Consider the following 22,669-nt stretch of genomic DNA (forward strand, 5'->3'; position numbering starts at 1 on the left):
TCATGAAATACGCTTACCGCCTGGCCGCATCCACGGCTCTTCTGGTCAGTGTCGGATTTCCCGCACTCGCCGAAGGGCAGCTCAATATCTACAATTTCGGCCTCTACACGCCGCCGGATCTGATCAAGAAATTCGAACAGGCCTATGACGTCAAAGTCTCGGTCACCGAATACGACTCCAACGAAACCGCCATGGCCAAGATCGAGGCCGGCGGCCACGGCTTCGACATCGTCATCCCGTCTGCCTCGGTGGTGCCGATCTATATCGAGAAGGGGCTGCTCCTGAAGAGCGAGCCGTCCCAGATGTCGAACTTCAAGAACGTCAATGCCGAATGGGTCGATGTCGATTGGGACGCCGGTCGCCACTACACGGTTCCGTGGGTCTGGGGCACCACCGGCGTGATGGTCAACACCAAGATCTATAAGGGCGACATCAACACCTCTGCCGTCATTTTCGATCCGCCGGAGGAGCTTAAGGGCAAAATCAACGTCGTCCCCTCAATGAATGACGTCATCGACATGGCGATCGGCTATGTCGGAGGACAACCCTGCACCGATGACAAGACGGTCCTGAAGGCTGCGCGCGACAAGCTGATGGCGGCCAAGCCCTCTTGGGCGTCGATCGATTATGCGAGCTTCGAGAAGTTCATCAAGGAAGACCTCCAGGCGTCTGTGTTCTGGAGCGGCGCGACAATGCGCATCCGCGCTGAAAATCCCGGCTTCGCCTATGGCTATCCGAAGGAGGGCTATGCGCTCTGGCAGGACAACGCCGCCATTCTCGCCGACGCCAAAAATGTCGAAAACGCCAAACTTTTCCTCAACTTCATCATGGACCCGGAAAATGCGGCGCTGATATCCAACTATACGCGCTATGGCAACGCCATCACGGGCTCGGAGAAATTCATGGATCCCGAATTGCCGAAGGCGCCGGAAATGAACATTCCGCCTGAACTCAAATCGGCGGCGCATTTCCAGGTGACATGCCCTGCCGACGTTCAACAGATCTATACGAAGATCTGGACCGAACTGACGAAATAATGCGACAACGCCCGGCGCGATCTCGTCTCGCCGGGCGCCCAGCCTGATTTGCCGTTCATCACGAAAAGAGTCCCGACCATGACCTGGCGCATGCCCTCCGAAACAGCCCCGCACGACCGCACCTGGATGGCGTTTCCGCGCCAGGGGGCCACGCTCGGCGAGGGAGAGGCATGGCAGGAAACCGGCTACGCCGCCTGGACCGCCGTCGCCCACGCCATCGCCGAGTTCGAACCTGTTTCCATGGTGGTGGACCCGTCAGAGCGCGACCGCGCCCGGCGCATGCTGGGCAGCCATGTCGAGATCGTCGAAGCCCCGCTCGACGAATTCTGGATGCGCGATTTCGGCCCGACCTTCGTGCTCGATGACGAACGGCCCGGCGTCCTCGGCGCCGTGGACTGGATCTTCAACGGCTGGGGCGACCATGAATGGTCCGAATGGAAGAAGGCGAACGAAATCGCGCGCCTGATTGCCGTTCATACGGGCGCTGAACTCATTTCCAGCGTGCTGGTCAACGAAGGCGGCGGCATTCATGTCGACGGCGAAGGCACAGTCCTCGTCACCGACACCGTGCAGCTCGACCCGCGCCGCAATCCCTATGCCGACCGCGCCCGCGTGGAGGCGGAACTCGCCCGCACGCTGGGGGCGACCAAGGCGATCTGGCTGCCGCGTGGCCTGACCCGCGATTACGAAGACTTCGGCACCAGCGGCCATGTCGATATCGTCGCGACGATCGCCTCACCCGGCGTATTGCTTGTCCACAAACAGTCCAATCCCGAGCATCCCGACCACCAGGTTATGCGCGAGATCCGCGGCCTTCTGGCCGAGGCCAGAGACGCCGCCGGCCGGCGCTTCACTCTTCTTGATCTCGACGCGCCCGCCCAGATCCGCGACGAGGATGGCTTCGTCGATTTCAGCTACGTCAATCATCTCACCGTCAATGGTGGCGTGATCGCCTGCGGCTTCGGCGACGAAAAGGCTGACGCTGCGGCTGCCGAGGTTCTGCAGCAGGCCTATCCGGGGCGGAAAGTGGTCACTGTCGATTCCCGCGCCATCTTCGCGCGAGGCGGCGGCATTCATTGCATCACCCAGCAGCAGCCTGCCGTTGAGACGAAGGCGTCACGATCATGAGCCGCTTCGACGTCGTCGAAAAGTCGATCGCCGATTTGCGTTTGGCTCTTGAGGCCGGGGCGGTGACGAGCGTGGAACTCGTCGAAGCCTATCTCGCCCGCATCAAGGCATATGACTCTCCGGGCACGCCCACCGCGCTCAACGCCATTGTGGTGATGAACCCGGATGCGCTGACGGAAGCGGGAGCCTCCGACGCCCGCCGCAAGAAGGGCGACGTTCTCTCGCCGCTCGACGGCATCCCCTACACCGCCAAGGACAGCTATCTGGTGCGCGGGCTGACCGCCGCCGCCGGCAGCCCAGCCTTCGAACATCTCATCGCCCAGCGCGACGCCTTCACGATTGAACGCCTACGCGAAGCCGGCGCGATCTGTCTGGGGCTGACCAATATGCCGCCGATGGCCAATGGCGGCATGCAGCGCGGCGTGTATGGACGCGCCGAAAGCCCCTACAATCCCGAATTGCTGACCAGCGCCTTCGCTTCGGGATCGTCAAATGGGTCAGGCACAGCGACATCAGCCTCTTTCGCAGCCTTCGGATTGGGGGAAGAGACCTGGTCAAGCGGCCGGGCTCCCGCCTCCTATAACGCGCTCTGCGCCTACACGCCCTCGCGCGGCGTCATCTCCGTGCGCGGCAACTGGCCGCTGGTGCCGACCATGGATGTCGTCGTGCCGCACACCCGCGACATGGCCGACATGCTCGAAATTCTCGATGTCATCGTCGTCGACGATCCGGAAGAGCGCGGCGATTTCTGGCGCGCACAGCCCTGGATATCCCTGCCGGCCGCGTCAGCCCTCAGGCCGACAAGCTACCACACCCTTGCGCCTGCGGACGGACAAGCGGCTCGACAGGTCTTGGCCGGCAAGCGCTTCGGCGTGCCGCGCATGTATATCAATGAAGACCCGGAAGCCGGCTCCAATCCGGAAGGCGGCATCGGCGGCGCGACCGGCCGGCAGATCGAAACCCGCGCCTCGATCATCGACCTCTGGCGCCAGGCGAAACGCGATTTCGAAGCCGCGGGCGCCGAAGTCATCTTGGTCGATTTCCCCATGGTGACAAACTATGAGGCCGATCGTCCGGGCGCGCCGTCGATCTTCACGCGCGGTCTCGTCAGCCCGGATTTCCTGCATTATGAAATCCACGATCTCTCAGCCTGGGGCTGGGAGGATTTCCTGCAGGCGAATGGCGATCCTGCCCTCAACAGCCTCGCGGATGTCGACGGAAGCCGCATTTTCCCGCGTCCGCCCGGCGCGCTGCCGGATCGTTACACCGGCTTCTCCGACGACATCTCGCAATATCCGGCGCTTGCGCGCGCCCGGCCCTATCGCTCGCTAGAGGAGATCCCGACGCTCGAAGAAGGTCTTCAAGGCCTTGAAGAGACACGGCGACAGGATCTGGAGCTCTGGATGGATGAACTCGGGCTCGACGCGGTCATCTTCCCCGCCGTCGCCGATATCGGTCATGCCGACATGGATGTGAATCTCGAACACGCCGACCTTGGCTGGCGAAATGGCGTCTGGGTCGCCAATGGCAATCTCGCCATTCGCCATCTCGGCATCCCCACCGTCACCGTGCCCATGGGAACCATGGAAGACACAGGCATGCCTATCGGTTTGACATTCGCCGGCCGCGCCTATGACGACAACAGGCTTCTGGCGCTCGCCGCCGCCTTCGAGAAAACCGGCCAACGCCGGACACCGCCGCCGCGCACGCCAGCGCTCTGAAGCGGATACTTGAAGACAAAAAGAGGCCGAACCGGACATTCCGGTTCGGCCTCTTCGCTTTTTCGATCAGTTCATCTGGGTCACGAAGCGGGTTTCCAGATAGGCCTCTGTCGCCTCGGAACCACCCTCGGTGCCATAGCCGGAATCCTTGATGCCGCCGAAGGGCACTTCCGGCAGCGCCAGCCCATTGTGATTGATGGTCAGCATGCCGGCTTCCACCTGAGCCGCCAGCGCATGCGTCGTCTCGGTAGAGCGGGTGAAGGCGTAGGCTGCAAGGCCGAAAGGCAGGCGATTGGCCTCGACCACGGCGTCCTCGAAGCTCGAAAAACGGTTGACGATCGCAAGCGGTCCGAAAGGCTCTTCGTTCATGACCCGCGCCGTGATCGGCACATCGGCGATGACGGTCGGCTCGAAGAAATAACCCTTGTTGCCGATGCGCTTGCCGCCGGTGACGATGCGCCCGCCCTGGGCGACTGCGTCCTGCAGCATCCCTTCGAGCGCCGGAATGCGGCGTTCATTGGCGAGCGGGCCCATTCCCGAATTGGGATCGAGACCATTGCCGACGACGATCTTGCAAGCTGCTTCGGCAAAGCCTTCGAGGAACTGGTCGGCCACTGCGTCCTGCACGAGGAAACGGGTCGGCGCGACGCAGATCTGGCCGGCATTACGAAACTTCGACGGCGCGGAAACGGCGATCGCCTTCTCGATGTCGGCATCGTCGAAGACGAGCACGGGCGCATGGCCGCCAAGCTCCATCGTAGCCCGCTTCATGTGGGTCCCTGCCAAGGCCGCAAGCTGCTTTCCGACCGGCGTGGAGCCGGTGAAGGAGATCTTGCGGATCACCGGATGAGCGGTGAGATATTCGGAGATCTCGGCGGGCGTGCCGTAAACGAGATTGATGACGCCAGCCGGCACGCCGGCGTCGGCGAATGCGCGGATCAGTTCGGCCGGCGAAGCCGGCGTCTCCTCGGGCGCCTTCACGATGATCGAGCAACCGGTGGCGAGCGCCGCCGAGAGCTTGCGGACGACCTGGTTGATCGGGAAGTTCCAGGGCGTGAACGCCGCCACGGGGCCGACCGGGACCTTGATCGCCATCTGCGCCACGCGTCCGGAGCGGGCCGGAATGATCTGGCCGTATGTGCGGCGCGCTTCCTCGGCGAACCAGTCGATGACATCGGCGCCGGCGAGGATTTCGCTCTTTGACTGGGCGAGCGGCTTGCCCTGTTCGCGCGTCATCATATAGGCGATCGCATCGACCCGCTCGCGGAGGAGATCGGCGGCCTTGCGCATGATCTTGGAGCGATCGTAAGCGGACACATCACGCCAGTGGCGAAAACCCTTGTCGGCGGCGGCGAGCGCGAGATCGAGATCGGCGCGGCGGGCATGGGCGATCTTGCCGATCGTCTCTTCAGTCGCGGGATCCACGACAGCAATTGTTTCGCCCGCGAGCGCATCGCGCCATTCGCCGTCGATGAAGAGTTTGACGTCGGGATAGTTCTGCATAGGCTGCTCCTCTTCATGCGACGCGAGGCCGAAGCGATCGCGTCAAAGGGCGTCCGCTGGGAGGACCGGACGCGTGAGAGACTGTTTCAAGCCGCCGGAGATCAACCTGCCTTCAAAAACGCCGTGATTTCGGCGCCTGTGCGGGCGCGGGCTATATCGGCGACATCAGAGGCGCCGGCCCAGGTCTTGATCTCGTCAGAAAGAGCCTGGCCGCGGGTCGCGACCAGTCCCCGGATGAAGTCTGCGGTGAATTCCGGGTGCGCCTGATAGGTAAGGGCGGAGTCGCCATATCTCAAGATCGCGAAGGGACAGCTTTCCGAACCGGCCAGGACTTCGGCTCCCTCGGGCAGTTTCAGAACCTGCTCCTTGTGCCAGGCGAGCAGGGTGCGATCCTCTGCGCCATCCGGACCGCGATAGGCGCTCGCGCCGGCCACCCAGCCGCCGGGATTGGCGCCGACCTCGCCGCCGAGCGCCTTGGCGATGGCCTGATGGCCGAAACAGATGCCGACCATCGGCCTGCCGGATGACTTGATCTCCTGGATCAGGTCCAAAAGCCTTCCGACCCAGGGATCGTCATCATTGACGGAAAAGCGCGAACCCGTGATCAGCCAGCCATCGGCGTCCGCGACACTTTCGGGGAAAACGTCATCGACGACGGGATAAACCGCGTATTCAAAGGTCTCTTCCCCTAGCAGACGCCGGAAGAAGAGATCGTAGTCGCCGAAGTCGGACCTCAGCTCATCCGGCGCGTGGCCGGTCTGGAGAATGCCGATCCGCATGGTGTCACACGCCCAGCCGATCGCGCAGGCCATACCACCAGGCGCCGAGCGCCGTCAGCGGCACGCGGAACGCGCGGCCTCCGGGGAAAGGCAGGCTCGGCAGCGAGGCCCAGACGTCAAAACGCTCCGCATGACCCGCCACCGCCTCGCCGAGGATCTTGCCGAGAAGATGGGTGGTGGTGACGCCATGGCCGCTGTCGCCATGGGAGAAATAGACGGTGTCCGACAGCTTGCCGACATGAGGAATGCGCGTCAGCGTCAGCGCAAAGTTGCCGCTCCAGGCATAGTCGATGCGCGTGTTGGCGAGTTCCGGGAAGGTCTTGATCATGTTGGGGCGGATGATGCCGGTGAGATTGGCCGGGTCCTGACCGCCATAGCCGATGCCGCCGCCATAGAGCAGGCGGTTGTCATTGGTGCGCCGGTAGTAATCCAGCACGTAATTGGCGTCCTCGACGCAGTAATCAGCCGGTAGCAGGCGGTCGAGAAGCGCGGCATCGAGTTTCTCCGTGACCATGACCTGGCTCGACACCGGCATCATGCGCTCGGTGATCTTGGGCAGAAGATTGCCGAGATAGGCATTGCCGCAAACCAGCAGATAGCGGGATTCGACGCGGCCTTTCGCGGTCTTCACCACCGCGCGCTTGCCGCTGATATCGACGCTGACGGCGCGGGAATTCTCATAAATCCGGGCGCCGAAACTTTCTGCCGCGCGGGCCTCGCCCAGCACCAGGTTTAGCGGATGAATATGGCCGCCGCGGATGTCGATCATGCCGCCGATATAGCGCTCGCTTGAAACATAGCGGCCGACATCCGCCTTGGACACCATCTCCATGCCGCCGATGCGGTAGCTTTCGCAGCTCTTCTTCACGGCTTCGAATTCGCGCATCTGCTTGGGGGTGAAGGCTGCGAAGAAGCCGCCCTCGCGCAGATCGCACTCGATGTCATGCTTCGCCACGCGCGCACGGATGATCTCGCCGCCCTCGCGCGACATGGAAGCAAGCTTGCGGGCGATCTCGGGGCCGAAGCGTCCCTCGATGGTTTCGAAATCGCGGCTATAACCGTTGACGATCTGGCCGCCATTGCGGCCCGAGGCGCCGAAGCCGATGCGCTCGCCTTCGAGAATGACGACGCTGAAGCCTTTTTCGGTCAGTTCGAGCGCCGCGGAAACGCCCGTGAAGCCGGCGCCGATGATGCAGACATCGGCCTCAACCGCGCTTTCAAGCGCTGGGCGAACAGTCTTGTCATTGGCGGTGGCCGCATACCAGGAGGCGACATGGCCGGGATTCTGATGTGCTGTCGAGAGGGTCATTCAAGCCGTCCTGATGTAAGCGTCATATTCGACGTCGGTGACTCTGAGGGCGAATTCCTGCAATTCCTGTCGCTTGCAGGCGGCGTAAAGCTGGCGGAACTCGGGGCCGAAGGCCGCAAAGGCGAAACCGGAATCCGAGAAGCTCTGCACGGCGGCGTGCCAGCTGCGCTCCAATGGCTCGAGATCGGGGGAATGATAGTCGCCGGTCACCGGTCCGCCCGGATCGACGCGTTCGATCATGCCCATATAGGCCGCCTGCAAGATCATCGCGAGAACGAGATAGGGATTGGTGTCGGCGCCGGCGACGCGATGCTCGATGCGGGTTGCGGAACGGCCGGCGGTGATGACGCGAACAGCGGCCGACCTGTTATCGAGACCCCAGGAGGCATAGGTCGGCGCGTGTTCGCTCGGCGTCAGCCGGCGGAAGGAATTGGCGTGCGGCGCGAAGATCGCCGTGCTTTCCTGCATATACTTCAAGAGACCGCCGACCGAATGCATCAGCGCGTCCGACGGACCCTTCTCGTCGGCATAGATGTTCACGCCCTGATCGTCGATCATCGAGAAATGCACATGCATGCCGCTGCCGGCCTGGGTGCCGTAGGGCTTGGCCATGAAGGTCGCGTCGAGCCCGTTCTTGCGCGCCACGCCCTTGACGATGCGCTTGAGCAGCACCGCATTGTCGGCGGCGCGCATGGCGTCGGGCAGGTGGTTGAGATTGATCTCGTATTGGCCCGGGCCGTTCTCGCGCAGCGTGGTGTCGGCGGGCACGCCCTGTTCGCGGCAGACGGCGGCGATTTCGCTGAAGACGTCCTCGAAATCCTGCAACTCGGCGATCGACAGAACCTGGGTCTGGCCCGTATGCCAGCGACCTTCGCGGGTATTGGGCGGACGAACTGGATCGAGCGCCGAGCGAACGGGATCGATAAGATAGAATTCAAGTTCGGTCGCCACGACGGGCCGCAGCTTCATGCGCTCGAAACGAGCCAGCACATTCTTCAGCACCTGTCGCGGATCGGCGTGGAACGGCTCGCCGGCGGCGTTCTGCATGCTGAGCATCACCTGGGCGGTCGGTCGCTTCAACCAGCCGACGCGGGCCAGCGTGCCCGGCACGGCGCGGCAGATGCCGTCGGGATCGCCGGTGCCTTCGGCCAGACCGGCTTCGTTGACGTCGCGGCCCCAGATATCCAGCGCATAGACCGAGCGCGGCATCGCCATGCCCTTGACCAGCACTTCCACGGCGCGTTCGCGCGGAATCCATTTGCCCCTTGGCACGCCGTTCACGTCGATGACGAAGGCTTCCAGCACTTCGACATCGGGGTTCCTGTCGAGGAAATCGCGCGCTTCCTGTTCATCGATCATGCGTCACCATATTTTCGGACACGGCGAATTGGGCGCGGATGCGCCGCGCGTTCGGGCCCGGATTGTCAAACCAGTGTGAAGAGAGGTGCGCCGGCGCAATGCCCACGCGGGATCTGTTTCAGAAAGTGGCCAGCGGCCCTTCATCGATCTTCATGCAGCAGCGCATCGAAGGCTCCCCGGCTGAATTTGATCATCAGCCCCTTAATATGATCATATTTTTATATGATCTGATCATATTTGTAAATCGGCAAAATTGCCTGCAAAGTGGTTTTCGCTGTGCTAAGGCGGATTCACCCGCCGAAAACGCGCAGGCGCCGCCGGTTTGAGGGGAAAAAGCAGGGTCGATCGATGGACGCAAAGCAGGTCACGGTCATGGACGAACCGAAGCAGAAGGGCGAATCCACCAAGAAGTGGGTCTATCGCTCGCTGAGCCGCGCGATCATGTCGGGACGTTTTCCGCCCGGCCAACCGGTCACCATATCGGGTTTATCCGAAAGTCTTGGCGTCAGCACGATGCCGGTGCGCGGGGCGCTCGACCAGTTGATCGCCGACGGCGCGCTCGAATATCTCGACAACAGGCGCGTGCGCGTTCCCGATATCGGACCCGACAGGTTCGACGAGTTGATCGCGACCCGGATCGCGCTTGAAACGGTGGCCGCCGAGCGCGCCATGCATTTCATCGACTACATCAGGATCGAGCGATTGCTGCTGCTCGATGGCATGATCGACGAGGCCTATCAGGCCGGCGACATCGAGCTCGGCATCGAACGCAATTTCGCATTCCACCGCTGCATGTATGAGGTCAGGCCATCCTTCGTGCTGTTGCCGCTGATCGAATCCGTCTGGTTGCGGATGGGGCCCTTCATGCGCGAGGCGGTCGCCCATCTCGAACAGAGCTATCAGGTCGACCGGCATATGGAGGCGATTGAAGCAATCAAGCGCCGGGACGCGAACGCGCTCCGGGAGGCCATCACCGCCGACATCCAGGACGGCGCTGGACATGTCGGGCGTCAACGACTGCTCGATGTCGCCAAAGCCAAGATCGTCAATCCCGTCGCGGCGCTCAAGCAGCGTCCGCCTGAAGGCGGAGCCAAGCCGTCGGCGTGACGCCGTTCATTCGCTTGAACAGCTTGCAGAAATGCGCCTGATCGGAAAACCCGCAGGCGAGCGCCACCTGCGAAAAGCTCTCGACGCCTTGGCTGAGCATGCGCTTGGCGCGCTCCATTCGCTTCTGCAGCACATAGGCGTAGGGCGTCGTGCCGAATGTCGCGCGGAAGGCCCGGGTGAAATGGCTGACGCTCAATCCCGCCGACCGCGCCATCGCATCTGCGCTGAGGGCCCCGTCGAGATGGGCGTCGACATGGTCAAGCACACGCCGCCGCTGCCAGGCGGTCAACGGCCGTTCGGTCGGTTGAGCTGCTTCGACGCGGCGCAGCGCGCAGCCGGTGAGAATCTCCTGCGCATGGGCGACGCAACGGCGCGCCCGGGAGGGATCGAGCTCCAGGGTCAGTTCCGCTTCATCGAGCAGTTTTAGGAGGGCGCTCACGAGATCGGCGCTGGCGCTTCTAGCTGTAGGAGACCCGGCAAGGACGGAATCGATTGCGATGGGCATATACGCCTCCTGTTCCGGAAAATCATGTCCGGAAACTACAAGGCTACCCGAAATGAAACGAGTTAAGCGCCGTAAAGTTTTGCAAACATCAGAGCGAGAACCAGACTAACGCAGCCGGCGCAGCCTGCCGGGCGACACACCCAGGATATGTGTGAAATGCCGCGTCAGGTGCGACTGATCGCTGAAGCCGCAGGCGACAGCAATATCCGCGAGCGAATAATCGCTTCCCTCGATCATGCGTCTCGCCTCTTCGACGCGCCGCTGCATCAGCCACCGATGAGGCGTGAGCCCCGTAGCAGCGCGGAAGGCGCGGATGAAATAGCCCCGGGACAGTGAACAGCCTTCGGCGATCTCGGCGATCGACACATCGCTCGACAGTCGCGCCTCCATGAGGTCCTTGGCGCGCTGTTCCTGCCAGCGCGCCAAAGCCGGCTGTTTTTCGGTTACGGGCGCCGCGCCCGCGCATCCATGAGCATGAAGAAGATGCAGGCCTATGGCCATCGACAATTGCTCGACAAACAAGCCGCTCGCCTCTTGCGGCCGCTCCAGCGTCGGCGCGAAGGCGCGCATCAGATTGGACAACACAGGATCGTCTTCGCCGGCGAACGGAATAAACCCGTCCCCCAAGCGCAAGCCATTTTCCACAGCCGTTTCCCTCAGGAAAGCCGTCGAGAGCTCCAGAAGAAGAAAGTCGAAAGGGCCATTCAATTCGGCGCGGTAATCGTCGCCGAAATTGCGGAGATAAAGCGAGGAGGACGCAAAACCATAGGCCTGAGATGACGCCCCCCTGAAAATCCGCCGGCTGTGCCCCTGGCTCAGCGACAGGCCGATCAGCGCGCCACGGCCCGACGCCGGGGTGAAGACTTCAGAGACGCCGTCCTGCTTGACTCCCTTGCGATAAAGCGTCAGCCCACCGCGCTCGAATTCGATATCTGTTCCCAGCTTGTCCGAGGAGCAACCGAGGCCATCGCGTTGACGCGCCGAACGTCCCAGGGCTTCGACCCGAATCGACGTCGTCGAGGCTGCCGTTGTCATGGCGCACTTATCTCCCAAGATCCTACATTGCGGTCGTCAATCGACGCACGCCATGCTTGCTTTTCGGAATGTCGCATTAAATCCCGCCTCTGTATAGCCGGCGCGCCGATGGATAAAAGTACGATTGTCCAAAACCGCTTCAAAAGGACAATCTTCAATCGGCGCATTCCGGAATACTAGCCTCATCATCGAAACCTTGACGAGGAAACACCATGCTCCAAGCGAAAGCAGCTCCCGGATCGCTCCTGCTCAATCCTGCCGACCACACGCTGATTCTTATCGACTTCCAGTCGCAGATGTCCTTTGCGACCAAGTCGATCGACGCAGTGAACCTGCGCAACAACGCCGCTCTGATCTCCCGCGCCGCCAAGGGCTTCGGTGTCTCGACCATCCTGACTACGGTTGCCGAAAAGAGCTTTTCAGGTCCGATGTTCTCGGAAATCACCAGCGCCTTTCCGGGTCAGAAACTGCTCGACCGCACCTCGATGAACACCTGGGAAGACGAGGCCGTCATCGCCGAGGTCAACGCCATCGGCAAACCGCGCATCGTGCTCGCCGGCCTCTGGACCAGCGTCTGCATCGTCGGACCTGCGCTGTCGGCCATCGACCAGGGCTTCGAAGTCTATGTCATCGCCGACGCCTGCGGCGACGTCTCCACCGAAGCGCATGATCGCGCCATGGAACGCATGATCCAGGCCGGCGCGCGTCCGATGACCTCGCTGCAATACATGCTCGAACTTCAGCGCGACTGGGCCCGCGGCGAAACCTACGACCTGACGACCGGCATCGCCAAGGAATTCGGCGGCGCCTACGGCCTCGGGATCATCTACGCCAAGAGCATGTTCGGCGCGTCCGAAGGTCATTGATCACCTCGATCCGCGTCCGGGCCGGATGGTCCGGACGTCTCTCAACAGGAGGCAGTCGTGAAAATCTATCTCATGTCGCTCGGAGCGGGGCTGGTGGTCGGCATCGTCTACAGCCTTCTGAACGTGCGGTCGCCGGCGCCCCCCGTCGTGGCGTTGATCGGACTCCTGGGCATTCTGGTCGGCGAGCAGATCGTGCCGAGCCTGCGCAGCCTGATGGCGCGCGAGCCGGGCTTTTCGTCCTGGCTGCACCAGATCCAGCCGCACATGTTCGGCCATCTGCCCACGGGTTCGGCGGCCAAACAGGCGACGGCAAAGCCCGACACAGACGAAACCGTCGTCTGAAACCGCGCTTCTGAACAGCATCCGCTCCAACGAGGACAGCCATGAACGTCGCCACCAAGGGCTACGCCGCCGCCGATCTCATCCTGCACAACGGCCGCATCGTCACACTCGATCGCGCCAATCCGAACGCCACCGCCATGGCCGTCAAGGATGGGAAATTCCTGATGGTCGGACAAGATCATGAGGTCCTCACCCACTTCGGTCCGGACACGCGGATCGTGGATCTCGGCGGACGGCGCGTGCTGCCGGGGCTGATCGACAACCACACCCATGTCGTCCGCGGAGGGTTGAACTTCAACATGGAACTGCGTTGGGACGGCGTGCGCAGCCTTGCCTACGCCATGGACATGCTGAAGCGCCAGGTGGCGGTGACTCCTCCGCCGCAATGGGTACGCGTTGTCGGCGGCTTCACCGAACATCAATTCGCTGAAAAGCGCCTGCCGACGCTCGACGAGATCAACGCGGTTGCGCCGGATACGCCGGTTTTCATCCTGCATCTCTATGATCGTGCGCTTCTGAACGGCGCGGCCCTGCGGGCCGTCGGCTACACCAAGGACACGCCCAATCCGCCCGGCGGCGAGATCCAGCGCGACGCGCAGGGCAATCCGGTGGGTCTCCTGCTCGCCAAGCCCAATGCCGGCATTCTCTACGCGACGTTGGCGCGGGGACCGAAACTGCCTTTCGATTATCAGCTGAATTCGACGCGGCATTTCATGCGCGAACTCAACCGGTTGGGCGTGACCGGCGTGATCGACGCCGGCGGCGGCTTCCAGAATTATCCCGACGACTACGCCGTCATCCAGAAACTCGCCGACGATGGCCAGATGACGGTGCGGCTCGCCTACAACCTCTTCACACAGAAGCCGAAGGCCGAAAAGGACGACTTTCTCGCCTGGACCGCCTCGGTGACCTACAAGCAGGGCACGGACTACTTCCGCCATAACGGTGCCGGCGAAATGCTGGTGTTTTCCGCCGCTGACTTCGAGGATTTCCGCCAGCCGCGCCCCGACATGCCGCCGGAGATGGAGGGCGAGCTCGAGGATGTCGTGCGAGTCCTGGCCGAAAATCGTTGGCCCTGGCGCATGCACGCCACCTATGACGAAACCATCGCGCGGGCGCTCGACGTCTTCGAAAAGGTCAACGCCGATATTCCCTTCACCGGTCTCAACTGGTTTTTCGACCATGCCGAGACCATCTCCGAACGCTCGATCGACCGTATCGCGGCGCTGGGCGGCGGCATCGCCGTGCAGCATCGCATGGCCTTTCAGGGCGAATACTTCGTCGAGCGCTATGGCCATCGCGCCGCCGAGGCGACACCGCCTGTGGCGCGGATGCTGCAGAAGGGCGTCAAGACCTCGGCCGGCACCGACGCCACCCGCGTCGCCTCCTACAATCCCTGGGTTTCGTTGTCCTGGCTGGTGACCGGCAAGACGCTTGGGGGCCTTTCGCTTTACCCTCGCGCCAACTGCCTCGACCGTGAGGAAGCGCTGCGCATGTGGACCGAAAATGTCGCCTGGTTTTCCAACGAAGAGGGCAAGAAGGGTAGAATCGAGGCGGGCCAGTTCGCCGATTTCATCGTGCCGGACAAAGATTTCTTCTCCTGCCCGGAGGACGAAATCTCCTTCATCACGTCCGAGATGACGGTGGTCGGCGGGAGGATCGTCTATGCCGCCGGCGCTTTCGCGGCGCTGGACGATGCGCCGCTTCCGCCGCCGATGCCTGACTGGTCGCCGGTGCGCAAATTCGGCGGTTACGCCGCCTGGGGCGAACCAGACGGGGCCGGCAAGGCGTCGCTCAGCCGGATGGCCTCGGCTTGCGGCTGCGCCAACAGCTGCAATCTTCATGGCCATGATCATGCGCGCGCCTGGGCGTCGAATGCGCCGGTGTCGGATTTTTCCGGCTTCTTCGGCGCGCTCGGCTGCGCCTGCTGGGCGGTGTGAGGAGAACAACATGGCTCAAGATTTCGAAGCGCATCTCGCCCGCCGCTGTGCGCCAGCCTTCACCTCCCATCCCGCCCGCTTCATCGGACTCCTGCTTCTCTGCTCGGCCTATCTGCAGGGCAGCCTGATGAAACTGTTCGATTTCGGCGCGGCGATCGCCGAAATGCAGCATTTCGGCCTGATGCCCGCCGCGCCAATGGCGGCTGCGGTCATCTTCTTCGAGCTTGCCTGCAGCCTGATGATCCTTTCGGGCTTCTGCCGCTGGATCGCCGCTCTGGCGCTCGGCGCCTTCACGCTCGCCGCAACCTTCATCGCGCTTCGATTTTGGGAGATGTCTCCGGGGATGGAGCGGACGATGGCGACCAACGCCTTTTTCGAGCATCTCGGCCTTGCCGGAGCCTTCCTGCTGGTCGCCTGGAGCGATCTGCACAAATGGCGCCGTGGCGTGGACGGCGACTGACAATTCCTCATTTTTCAAGAAAGGAACAAAATGACCTCCCTCGACGATTTCCTCCCGTTGACGCGACGGCAGACCCTGTCGGCCGGGGTCGCGCTTACGGGCGCACTCGCTCTCAACCTTTCCGCCTCCGTCTCAACCGCAACCGCAGAAGGACACCTGCTCATGTCGACCGGATTCATCGAAACCAAGGACAAGACCAAGATTTTCTACAAGGACTGGGGTCCCAAGGACGCCCAGCCGATCCTGTTCCATCATGGCTGGCCGCTGTCGGCGGACGCCTGGGACAACCAGATGCTGTTCTTCGTCCTCAAGGGCTATCGGGTCATCGCCCATGATCGTCGCGGCCATGGACGCTCTGACCAGCCGTGGGAAGGCAACACCATGGATCAATACGCCGACGACGTCGCGGAATTGATCGAGAAGCTCGACCTCAAAAACCTGGTGATGATCGGTCACTCAACGGGCGGCGGTGAAGTCGCCCACTATATCGGCCGTCACGGCGACAAGCGGGTCGCGAAAGCCGTTCTCGTCGGCGCGGTTCCCCCGATCATGCTGAAGACCGACGCCAACCCAGAAGGCCTGCCCATGGAGGTGTTCGACGGCATCCGCAAGGGCACGATGGACAACCGCTCGCAATTCTTCAAGGACCTGACCACGCCCTTCTACGGCTTCAACCGCGCCGGCGTGAAGGACAATCAGGGCTTCCGCGACAGTTTCTGGCTGATGGGCATGCAAGGCGGCATCAAAGGTCTTTACGATTGCGTCAAGGAATTTTCGGAAGTCGATTACACAGACGACCTCAAGAAGATCGGATGCCCGACGCTGATCATCCATGGCGACGACGACCAGATCGTACCGATTCACGCATCCGCCGAAAAGGCTGCGAAGATCGTCAAGAATGCGACGCTGAAAGTCTATGCCGGCGGCAGCCATGGCCTGGCGCAGATCGAAGCGGACAAGTTCAACAACGACGTTCTCGATTTCATCAAGTCGTGATCACCTGAGCACAGCCGCGCCCGCCGCCCCGCCGGCGGGCGCGCGTAATGAGAAGGAGCGTCCATGCCCCGCAAGAGCCTGCCCGTAATCCTGAGTTTTAACGCTGGTTATGTCGATGCGGCTGGGTTTCTAGCGCTTCAGGGTCTCTTCGCCGCCCATGTGACCGGCAACTTCGTCACCATCGGCGCTGCGCTCGTGAACGGAACCAGCGGCGTGGTGGCCAAACTCCTGGCGCTGCCGGCTTTCGGCCTGACGATCTTCCTCATCGCCTTTCTGCTCCGGACATTTTCGCCGAGTGAAAAGGCGGGGCTTGTCGGCCTGCTTGGCGCGCAGACCGCTCTTCTCACGGCCGCTGCAGGCTTGGCGCTGGTCTTCGAGCCTTTCCCAGCCGGAGACCATCTTGCCTCGATCGCCACCGGATTGACACTGGTCTTCGCCATGGCGACGCAAAATGCGCTTCAGCGTCTGCATCTCGGCAAATTGCCGCCGACCACGATGATGACGGGCACGACCACCCAGATGATGATCGATCTTGCAGACCGCGCCGCAGGCGTCGAAGGCGAGCAACTTTCGGCGCTTCGCGACCGGATGCGCGCCATGGGCGCCAATCTCGGCGCTTTCGCACTGGGTTGCGCGATTGCCGCCGCTCTCTACGCCTATCTGGGCTTGGCGTGTCTTTTACTCCCGCCGACCATCTCTTTGGTTGCGCTTTGGCGTGAACGCACTTGAAGCGCCTATGCGAGGACCTGATGTCGTTTCGACGCCGCATAGGCGCGAATGGTCCGCAGCATTCGGTAGCAGGTCGACCCGGAGGACTGATCGGCAACCACGAGCGATTTGGCGACGAGATCGGCAAGCAGACCGCTAAGTGAGCATGAAGACGCAAATGCATCTCCGGCGACAGTCGCCGCCGACTCCAGGCTGAACTCGCTTTCGAACAACGCGAGTTGAGCGAAAAGTGTCTTCTCTTCGACGCTGAGGAGATCATAGCTCCAATCGAATGCCGTCAGAAGCGTACGGTGACGATCAAGCGCGGTGCGTCGACCGGAGCTCAGCGCGAAATACAGTTCGTCATTCATGCCATCCATCTCCGAAAGGCACATCGACGAAAGCTTCGCCGCCGCCATTTCGAGCCCAAGCGGCAATCCATCCATTTTATGGCAGATGCAGACCAGGGCCGGGAGGTCGGCTTCGACCAACCGCCAGCTCGAATCCTGCGCCTGCGCGCGCTCGACGAACAAGCGCGCGGAAGACGAGCGCAGGACATTCTGGATTGTAACGTCCCCATCCGCATCCGGAAGATCCAGAGCCGGCGTCCTGACCAGCCATTCGCCTTCGGCCTGAAGCGGTTCGCGACTGGTGGCGATGATCTTCAGCGACGGCGCCGCCCGCAACAACGCTTCGACGGTTTCGGCGACACGCTCTATAACATATTCGCAACTGTCCATTACGACGAGGTAGTCTCGCCCGGCGAGACGCTGCGCCGCATTCTCCAGCCCCCCAGCGTCAGACGCGATCCCGCCGAGACGCTGGATGAGGGAGCCAACAATTGTTTCTGCCTCGTCTAGACAGGCGAGATCGAGAAAAACCGGCGTCAGGCAGTGCGTTTCGCTGATTTCGAGCGCAACAGCCGTCGCCAGCGTCGTCTTGCCGACACCGCCGGGACCGCAAAGGGTCACAAGCCGCCGCGACCTGCACAGGTCCGCAAGCTCCGCGAGGAGCAGCTCACGCCCTATGATGCTGGTCAGGGGTCTCGGAAAATCCTGTCGCAGTTGTTCCATCGTTCTCTGGGTCGACTTCAGATCGACGAGATCGGCGATAAGGCGATAGCCGCGGCCGTTCTCGTTGACGATCAGCGGCCGCTCCTGCTCATCTGTGCCCAAGAGCCGCCTGAGCGCCGATAGATGGACGCGAAGCGCCGCTTCTTCGATCTGCTGCTTGGGCCAGACGCGATCGAGGAGCTCGTTCTTGCTGACGAGCTCTCCCGGTCTTTCGGCAAGAGCGATCAGAATTTCCATGGCGCGCGCGCCGATCTTCACCGGCTGACCATTTCGCAGCAACGCCCGCTCTCGGGAGAGCAGCTGAAAGGGCGGGGTCGCCAACCGGTCGCCTGGGTCGAGATGTTTCATCGCGTCATCCTCGGGTCCCCTTATTTGAGAGGCTCAGCGCAAGCTGATCCTTACAACGTCGGCGACGAGGCCAGATAGGACGATAGTGCCGCGGTTTGAACAATAGGAACATGAGCGTTTGTTACCGGATCATCGGACCCCGCCGCCAGGCCGTGGGCGTCGTTCCGACGCTTTTGTGAAAGACCCGGCTCATATGGCTTTGATCGGCAAAACCGCAGGCGCTGGCGATCTCCGCAATGGTCATGGCGCTCGCCAGAAGCTGCTTGGCGCGCTCGATGCGGAGATCGAGCAACCAGCGATGCGGCGTGACGCCGGTGGTCTGGCGAAAAGCCCGGATGAAGTGACTGCGGGACAGGCCACAGGCCGCCGCGGTGTCCTCGAGCGAGATCGACCGATTGAAATTTGCCCGCATGAAGTCTTTGGCCATTTCTTCCTGACGCGGAGAAAGCAATCCTCGAGCCCGCAAGGGTCGGTCGGTCGGAGCGTAGCTATGCAGAAGATGCGAAATAACGGCGTTTTGAACCTGCAACAGAAAGCTCTTGTTGGCGGAAAGCGGACGCTCCAGGGCCGGCAGCAGCGAAAGCGAGAGGGACATCATTACGGGATCATAGGTCCCGAGTCTGCAGTCCAATTCTGTCACGCCGGAGAAACCGAGGCCGATCGAGGCTCGCGCCAGCATATCGAAGGGGAGGTGAAAGTCCATGCAATCGTAGCCCGTTAGATATTCGCGACTCCATTGGGCGCGGAGATCCAGAATGGCGACGGCTCCGGGGCCGAAGGTTCCATCATAGACGGCCTTGCCGTTTCTCCAGATCCTGACGGGAGCCGCGTCATGCAATTGCACGGTTGCCAGATAGGCGCTTTCGACGCCAGCGAGCGGCATCGGGGTCGCATCCGCGCGAGAATACCGCATGCGTTTGACCGTGATCCCGGCTGTCGACATCGCCGATACGATCGGCGGAACTTTATTGTGTTCGCTCATGAGCTTGTCTCGGCGCGCGCGGGCTCGACCGGGGCGCATGCTGCGCCGCCCCGGCTTCACCGTTTCGGATGATTGGGAAGGGTCAGACCGGCAGGAGGCTCGCCGCTTGCGGCAAGGCGCTTTCGATCAGCCAACGTTGCGGCTCGAGCGCCGCCGGCAGCTTCAGATCGGTTCCCAGCCTGGCTGCGTCTTCATCGACGAGAAAGCCCGGCCCATCTGTGGCGATCTCGAACAGGACGCCGCCGGGCGTGCGGAAGTAAACCGACTTGAAATAGGTCCGGTCCTTTTCTTCGGTCACCTCGACACCCCTTGCGACAAGTTCATGCGTCAGCGTCCTGAGCTCCGCGATATCGCGTGCGCGGAAAGCGATATGATCCACCGACCCCGCGCCGGCGCGCGCCGGCAGGAAATCGCCGGCAGCTCTGAGATCGATGATCCCGGCTCCGCCGGAGGCGACATAACGTTCGACATAGCCATCCACCGCCACCCTGCGATAACCGAGCAAGGCGGTGAGAATGTCCGCTGTCGGCCCGCTGCGATCGATGAGCAAAGTGACGTTGTGGACACCGCGCACAGCATGTTCCGCAGGCACATCCTTGCCCTCATAGCCAAGCTGATTTTCCAGACCATCCACCCCCACCAGCGCCAATCGGAGGCCATCCGGGTCCCGAAACGGCAAAATCGTCTCGCCGAAACGTTTTTCGAATGGCGAAAAGCTGACGCCGTTCTGGATGAAACGATGCATCCAGAAGCCGAGCGATTGCCGGGGCGCCGCGAGCCCGACATCCTGGGTCTCGCCGATGCCCAACCGACCGGGCGCCGTGTCGTCCCAGACGAAGAATGTCAGTATGCTCCCTGGACTTCCTGTTTCATCCCCGAAATAGAGATGATAGGCGGAGGGCGCTTCGAAATTGACGGTCTTCTTGACCAGACGGCGTCCGAGCACGCGACCATAAAAATCCAGGGTGCGATCGAGGTTTCCGGAATTAGCGGTAATGTGATGAATGCTGTGCGTCATCGCCAGTCCCCTTGCATCGAGGCGTAATTTATTGCCTGCATGCATAATAAGCGCACGCATTTAGAAAATAAGCGCCATTCGCTTGCATCCTTGCAAAGTCGATCTTGCGTGTTAACATCCGCCCTGCGCGGAATGGAGAGGCGCCACGACCATGAAATCGCTGTCCTGGGATGATTTTCGGCTCGTCAAAGCCATAGAACGCGCCCAAGGCATCGCGGGCGCGGCGGCCGAATTGCATCTCGATCAATCGACCATCTTCCGCCGCCTCGGCGCTCTCGAGGAGAGCCTGGGAGGCCCTCTGTTCGAGCGACGTCGGAGCGGCTATCGATTGACGCCGAACGGCGAGGAAATGGCGCAGGCCGCGGCCCGCATGGAGGACGATGCGCTGTCGACCGAGCGCCGCATTCGCGGCAAGGCGATCACGCCGCGCGGCGAAATCCGCATCGCCACAGCCGATAGCCTCTTGACCCATCTCCTGACGCCGATGTTCAGGCGGTTCCAGGATCTTTGCCCGGATATCCGTCTCGACGTGGTGGTCGGCAACGCGCCGCTCAATCTGTCAAAACGCGATGCCGATATCGCCATCCGCGCGACACAATCGCCTCCAGACACGCTGGTGGGGCGCAAAGTCGCGCCGATCAACTGGGCGCTCTATGGTCTTGCAGCGGACTATCCCGATCTCGACGCCTTTCCGGGCGCCGATAGTCTCGCCGAAAAACGCTGGGTGGCTCTGGGCGAAGACATGGCGGCGTTGCGCGCCGTCCGCGCCTTCGTGAATATTTCGCCGGAGAAAATCGTGTTTCGAGCCAATTCCGTGCTGGCCCTTGCTCAGGCCGTGGAGGGTGGGATCGGCGTCGGGCATCTTCCCTGTTTCATCGGCGATCGAAATCCGGCGATGCGTCGGTTGTCAGAGATACGACCGGATATGGGCGACGACCTCTGGCTGCTCACCCATGAGGACCTCCGGCATTCGCCGCGCATCCGCATCTTCATGGATTTCATCGGCGAGGAATTGATGAAGCAGCGCGCTGTCATCGCAGGAAGCGGCTAGCACGCAGGTCCCGGCGATCAATGCAGGGACATGCCGGCCCCGTCGAGCAGGTGGGCGCAGAGGGCGCCGATCATATGCGGCAGGGAAGGCGGGGCATCCGGTGGATCCTTTTCGAAGCAAGGCAGGATGGATAGTCCCAAGCGATAGGCGATGGCGTCCTGTTCATTGCGGCGCAGCCGCAACGGCGCGGACGACATGCCCCGCTCACCCTGCCTCGCCTCTTCAGCGAGCTGGAATGGCAGCACGAAGCCAAGCGCATTGAGGCTCGACGACAAGCGGATGCGCGCGCCTTCAGAAAGATCGATGAGACAGAGTGAACCGCGTCCATAGCGTCGCCCGGGGAGCGCCTCGCCATTGGCCAGGAGGTCGCAGTGATCGACGGGATCGAGATAGAGCATCACGAAATAAGCCGCCTCAGGGGCGAGATTGAACTCTCGCGGCTCATCGGCCCGCGCCACAATCCTGATGCTGGCGGCCCGCGCCTCCTCGACGCCGAAAGGGTTGACGACGATCGCGGGAAAGGCCCTTAGATCGAGCATCCTCGGGTCGTGGCCCGTCTCATGCGACATGGCGTTCTCCGCCGTCCAGACTTCATCATCGAACAATGACATAGGCCTGGAGCGCCGACTTGGCAAGGACATCCGCCGATGGATCACCCATAGGCGCCGCGGCGCAGGCCTTCGATCCAGTTGTTGCACAGGCGCACGCCTTCTTCAGGACGAAAGGCGTCCGGGTTGAGGCACCAGGCCAGCCAGAGCCCGTCCATCAGAGCGGTGAAGGAAATGGCGGCGAGGCGGAGATCGGCGACCGCGAAGCCTTCTTCGCGGGCGAGATCGCCGATGAGACCTTCGACCGTGCGGACGTAATCGCCATATTCCTGCTGCTGCGAGGCGCTCATGCGCGGCGAATGCAGGATCAGGCTCCAGAACACCACCCAGACGCCGAGCACGTCGCGATCCATCATGATCGGCGAGAAAGAGGCGGCGATGAAGGCGTCGAGCCGCGCTTTCGGCGTGGACTCGGCCTCATCCACCGCCTTGACGATGGATTGCAGGATGCCCTCGGACATGATGTCGAAGGCATAGGCGACGAGTTCATTGATCTCGCCGAAGTGATGGGTGATCAGCCCCTGCGTCACACCGGCCTCGGCCGCGATCTGCCGCACGGAGACGCCGGCATTGCCATGCTTGACGATGCAGCGCAGCGCCGCTTCGCCCAATTGGCGGCGGCGCTCTTCCGGCGCCTCGCGGCGAAAGCGGGCGCGCGTCTTCGGTCCTGTCTTGGCTGTCGTCACAATCGAAATCCCCTCATGCTTCTATTTATCCTGTTCCCGTCCATCCATCAACATCATAATTTAATTGATGTTTTCTCTCTTGTTATAAGATCGTATAATTTTTCTTGA

23 protein-coding genes are annotated in these 22,669 nt (G+C 62.1%); 12 read left to right on the top strand and 11 right to left on the bottom strand.

What is annotated here, in order from left to right; translation table 11 throughout:
• Positions 1–2: 2 nt before the first annotated feature.
• The 3 genes from E8Q41_RS04325 to E8Q41_RS04335 all read left to right on the top strand — a co-directional run bounded on the left by E8Q41_RS04325 (position 3) and on the right by E8Q41_RS04335 (position 3,886).
• Positions 3–1,037: an extracellular solute-binding protein gene (locus E8Q41_RS04325; RefSeq protein ID WP_137154279.1), complete on the top strand. Its 1,035-nt coding sequence runs from the start codon at positions 3–5 to the stop codon at positions 1,035–1,037.
• A gap of 78 nt (positions 1,038–1,115) precedes the next feature.
• Positions 1,116–2,165, top strand: coding sequence for an agmatine deiminase family protein (locus tag E8Q41_RS04330; RefSeq protein WP_137154280.1), 1,050 nt, complete (start codon positions 1,116–1,118; stop codon positions 2,163–2,165).
• Positions 2,162–3,886, top strand: a complete 1,725-nt coding sequence (locus E8Q41_RS04335) for an amidase (protein WP_137154281.1) — start codon at positions 2,162–2,164, stop codon at positions 3,884–3,886. Before E8Q41_RS04330 ends, E8Q41_RS04335 begins: the two co-directional genes overlap by 4 nt.
• Before the next feature lie 66 nt (positions 3,887–3,952).
• On the opposite strand, the gene E8Q41_RS04340 is transcribed toward E8Q41_RS04335, so the two are convergent.
• The 4 genes from E8Q41_RS04340 to E8Q41_RS04355 form a co-directional block, all read right to left on the bottom strand.
• Positions 3,953–5,389: an NAD-dependent succinate-semialdehyde dehydrogenase gene (locus tag E8Q41_RS04340; RefSeq protein WP_137154282.1), complete on the bottom strand. Its 1,437-nt coding sequence runs from the start codon at positions 5,387–5,389 to the stop codon at positions 3,953–3,955.
• Positions 5,390–5,490: 101 nt separating this feature from the next.
• On the bottom strand, positions 5,491–6,201 hold the full coding sequence (locus E8Q41_RS04345) for a type 1 glutamine amidotransferase (protein WP_137154283.1): 711 nt from the start codon (positions 6,199–6,201) through the stop codon (positions 5,491–5,493).
• Positions 6,173–7,477, bottom strand: a complete 1,305-nt coding sequence (locus tag E8Q41_RS04350; protein WP_137154284.1) for an FAD-binding oxidoreductase — start codon at positions 7,475–7,477, stop codon at positions 6,173–6,175. Before E8Q41_RS04350 ends, E8Q41_RS04345 begins: the two co-directional genes overlap by 29 nt.
• Positions 7,478–8,836 carry a glutamine synthetase family protein gene (locus E8Q41_RS04355; protein ID WP_137154285.1) on the bottom strand — a complete coding sequence of 453 codons (1,359 nt, stop codon included), beginning with the start codon at positions 8,834–8,836 and terminating at the stop codon, positions 7,478–7,480. It lies immediately after the preceding gene.
• Positions 8,837–8,934: 98 nt separating this feature from the next.
• Here E8Q41_RS04355 and E8Q41_RS04360 point away from each other — a divergent pair, with 98 nt between their 5' ends.
• Together E8Q41_RS04360 and E8Q41_RS04365 are read left to right on the top strand one after the other, a co-directional pair.
• On the top strand, positions 8,935–9,162 hold the full coding sequence (locus E8Q41_RS04360; RefSeq protein ID WP_137154286.1) for a hypothetical protein: 228 nt from the start codon (positions 8,935–8,937) through the stop codon (positions 9,160–9,162).
• A gap of 22 nt (positions 9,163–9,184) precedes the next feature.
• The gene (locus E8Q41_RS04365; RefSeq protein WP_137154287.1) at positions 9,185–9,943 is read left to right on the top strand and encodes a GntR family transcriptional regulator; all 759 of its coding nucleotides are present in this window, start codon (positions 9,185–9,187) and stop codon (positions 9,941–9,943) included.
• On the opposite strand, the gene E8Q41_RS04370 is transcribed toward E8Q41_RS04365, so the two are convergent.
• Positions 9,900–10,448, bottom strand: coding sequence for an AraC family transcriptional regulator (locus E8Q41_RS04370; protein ID WP_137154288.1), 549 nt, complete (start codon positions 10,446–10,448; stop codon positions 9,900–9,902). The genes E8Q41_RS04365 and E8Q41_RS04370 overlap by 44 nt on opposite strands.
• 105 nt (positions 10,449–10,553) lie before the next feature.
• Positions 10,554–11,483 (bottom strand): AraC family transcriptional regulator, encoded by a 930-nt coding sequence (locus E8Q41_RS04375; RefSeq protein WP_137154289.1) that lies wholly within the window; start codon positions 11,481–11,483, stop codon positions 10,554–10,556.
• Between the two features lie 212 nt (positions 11,484–11,695).
• On the opposite strand from E8Q41_RS04375, the gene E8Q41_RS04380 reads away from it, so the two are divergent.
• From E8Q41_RS04380 to E8Q41_RS04405, 6 genes are all read left to right on the top strand, one after another.
• Entirely contained in the window at positions 11,696–12,349 is a 654-nt protein-coding gene (locus E8Q41_RS04380; RefSeq protein WP_137154290.1) for a hydrolase, read from the top strand.
• A gap of 57 nt (positions 12,350–12,406) precedes the next feature.
• Positions 12,407–12,691 carry a XapX domain-containing protein gene (locus tag E8Q41_RS04385; RefSeq protein ID WP_137154291.1) on the top strand — a complete coding sequence of 95 codons (285 nt, stop codon included), beginning with the start codon at positions 12,407–12,409 and terminating at the stop codon, positions 12,689–12,691.
• 41 nt (positions 12,692–12,732) lie between these two features.
• Entirely contained in the window at positions 12,733–14,631 is a 1,899-nt protein-coding gene (locus tag E8Q41_RS04390; RefSeq protein ID WP_137154292.1) for an amidohydrolase, read from the top strand.
• A 10-nt stretch (positions 14,632–14,641) separates the two neighbouring features.
• Positions 14,642–15,091: a DoxX family protein gene (locus E8Q41_RS04395; protein WP_137154293.1), complete on the top strand. Its 450-nt coding sequence runs from the start codon at positions 14,642–14,644 to the stop codon at positions 15,089–15,091.
• Between the two features lie 162 nt (positions 15,092–15,253).
• Positions 15,254–16,087, top strand: a complete 834-nt coding sequence (locus tag E8Q41_RS04400) for an alpha/beta hydrolase (protein WP_137154294.1) — start codon at positions 15,254–15,256, stop codon at positions 16,085–16,087.
• A 63-nt stretch (positions 16,088–16,150) separates the two neighbouring features.
• Positions 16,151–16,816: a YoaK family protein gene (locus E8Q41_RS04405; protein WP_137154295.1), complete on the top strand. Its 666-nt coding sequence runs from the start codon at positions 16,151–16,153 to the stop codon at positions 16,814–16,816.
• A 5-nt stretch (positions 16,817–16,821) separates the two neighbouring features.
• On the opposite strand, the gene E8Q41_RS04410 is transcribed toward E8Q41_RS04405, so the two are convergent.
• The 3 genes from E8Q41_RS04410 to E8Q41_RS04420 form a co-directional block, all read right to left on the bottom strand.
• Entirely contained in the window at positions 16,822–18,216 is a 1,395-nt protein-coding gene (locus tag E8Q41_RS04410; RefSeq protein ID WP_137154296.1) for a winged helix-turn-helix domain-containing protein, read from the bottom strand.
• Positions 18,217–18,337: 121 nt separating this feature from the next.
• Positions 18,338–19,198 (bottom strand): AraC family transcriptional regulator, encoded by an 861-nt coding sequence (locus tag E8Q41_RS04415; protein ID WP_170976358.1) that lies wholly within the window; start codon positions 19,196–19,198, stop codon positions 18,338–18,340.
• 82 nt (positions 19,199–19,280) lie between these two features.
• Positions 19,281–20,216 (bottom strand): ring-cleaving dioxygenase, encoded by a 936-nt coding sequence (locus tag E8Q41_RS04420; RefSeq protein WP_137154298.1) that lies wholly within the window; start codon positions 20,214–20,216, stop codon positions 19,281–19,283.
• 151 nt (positions 20,217–20,367) lie between these two features.
• Between E8Q41_RS04420 and E8Q41_RS04425 the strand changes: the two genes are divergently transcribed.
• Positions 20,368–21,267: a LysR family transcriptional regulator gene (locus E8Q41_RS04425; RefSeq protein ID WP_137154299.1), complete on the top strand. Its 900-nt coding sequence runs from the start codon at positions 20,368–20,370 to the stop codon at positions 21,265–21,267.
• A gap of 17 nt (positions 21,268–21,284) precedes the next feature.
• Here E8Q41_RS04425 and E8Q41_RS04430 read toward each other — a convergent pair whose 3' ends face one another.
• Together E8Q41_RS04430 and E8Q41_RS04435 are read right to left on the bottom strand one after the other, a co-directional pair.
• A complete protein-coding gene (locus E8Q41_RS04430; RefSeq protein ID WP_137154300.1) occupies positions 21,285–21,836 on the bottom strand; it encodes a hypothetical protein in 552 nt (183 codons plus the stop codon).
• Between the two features lie 83 nt (positions 21,837–21,919).
• Positions 21,920–22,561: a TetR family transcriptional regulator C-terminal domain-containing protein gene (locus tag E8Q41_RS04435; RefSeq protein ID WP_137154301.1), complete on the bottom strand. Its 642-nt coding sequence runs from the start codon at positions 22,559–22,561 to the stop codon at positions 21,920–21,922.
• Positions 22,562–22,669: the final 108 nt, after the last annotated feature.

The organism is Rhizobium sp. FKL33 (assembly GCF_005222915.1).
In the GTDB taxonomy this organism is placed as follows: Bacteria; Pseudomonadota; Alphaproteobacteria; order Rhizobiales; family Rhizobiaceae; genus Rhizobium_E.

Excerpts from the sequence above, each read along its gene's own strand:
- E8Q41_RS04425 (WP_137154299.1), top strand. The coding sequence starts at position 20,368 with ATGAAATCGCTGTCCTGGGATGATTTTCGGCTCGTCAAAGCCATAGAA.
- E8Q41_RS04400 (WP_137154294.1), top strand. The coding sequence starts at position 15,254 with ATGTCGACCGGATTCATCGAAACCAAGGACAAGACCAAGATTTTCTAC.
- E8Q41_RS04355 (WP_137154285.1), bottom strand. The coding sequence starts at position 8,836 with ATGATCGATGAACAGGAAGCGCGCGATTTCCTCGACAGGAACCCCGAT.
- E8Q41_RS04370 (WP_137154288.1), bottom strand. The coding sequence starts at position 10,448 with ATGCCCATCGCAATCGATTCCGTCCTTGCCGGGTCTCCTACAGCTAGA.
- E8Q41_RS04395 (WP_137154293.1), top strand. The coding sequence starts at position 14,642 with ATGGCTCAAGATTTCGAAGCGCATCTCGCCCGCCGCTGTGCGCCAGCC.
- E8Q41_RS04330 (WP_137154280.1), top strand. The coding sequence starts at position 1,116 with ATGACCTGGCGCATGCCCTCCGAAACAGCCCCGCACGACCGCACCTGG.
- E8Q41_RS04405 (WP_137154295.1), top strand. The coding sequence starts at position 16,151 with ATGCCCCGCAAGAGCCTGCCCGTAATCCTGAGTTTTAACGCTGGTTAT.
- E8Q41_RS04335 (WP_137154281.1), top strand. The coding sequence starts at position 2,162 with ATGAGCCGCTTCGACGTCGTCGAAAAGTCGATCGCCGATTTGCGTTTG.
- E8Q41_RS04430 (WP_137154300.1), bottom strand. The coding sequence starts at position 21,836 with ATGTCGCATGAGACGGGCCACGACCCGAGGATGCTCGATCTAAGGGCC.
- E8Q41_RS04350 (WP_137154284.1), bottom strand. The coding sequence starts at position 7,477 with ATGACCCTCTCGACAGCACATCAGAATCCCGGCCATGTCGCCTCCTGG.
- E8Q41_RS04420 (WP_137154298.1), bottom strand. The coding sequence starts at position 20,216 with ATGACGCACAGCATTCATCACATTACCGCTAATTCCGGAAACCTCGAT.
- E8Q41_RS04390 (WP_137154292.1), top strand. The coding sequence starts at position 12,733 with ATGAACGTCGCCACCAAGGGCTACGCCGCCGCCGATCTCATCCTGCAC.
- E8Q41_RS04415 (WP_170976358.1), bottom strand. The coding sequence starts at position 19,198 with ATGAGCGAACACAATAAAGTTCCGCCGATCGTATCGGCGATGTCGACA.
- E8Q41_RS04365 (WP_137154287.1), top strand. The coding sequence starts at position 9,185 with ATGGACGCAAAGCAGGTCACGGTCATGGACGAACCGAAGCAGAAGGGC.
- E8Q41_RS04380 (WP_137154290.1), top strand. The coding sequence starts at position 11,696 with ATGCTCCAAGCGAAAGCAGCTCCCGGATCGCTCCTGCTCAATCCTGCC.
- E8Q41_RS04325 (WP_137154279.1), top strand. The coding sequence starts at position 3 with ATGAAATACGCTTACCGCCTGGCCGCATCCACGGCTCTTCTGGTCAGT.
- E8Q41_RS04345 (WP_137154283.1), bottom strand. The coding sequence starts at position 6,201 with ATGGCCTGCGCGATCGGCTGGGCGTGTGACACCATGCGGATCGGCATT.
- E8Q41_RS04410 (WP_137154296.1), bottom strand. The coding sequence starts at position 18,216 with ATGAAACATCTCGACCCAGGCGACCGGTTGGCGACCCCGCCCTTTCAG.
- E8Q41_RS04375 (WP_137154289.1), bottom strand. The coding sequence starts at position 11,483 with ATGACAACGGCAGCCTCGACGACGTCGATTCGGGTCGAAGCCCTGGGA.
- E8Q41_RS04340 (WP_137154282.1), bottom strand. The coding sequence starts at position 5,389 with ATGCAGAACTATCCCGACGTCAAACTCTTCATCGACGGCGAATGGCGC.
- E8Q41_RS04360 (WP_137154286.1), top strand. The coding sequence starts at position 8,935 with ATGCCCACGCGGGATCTGTTTCAGAAAGTGGCCAGCGGCCCTTCATCG.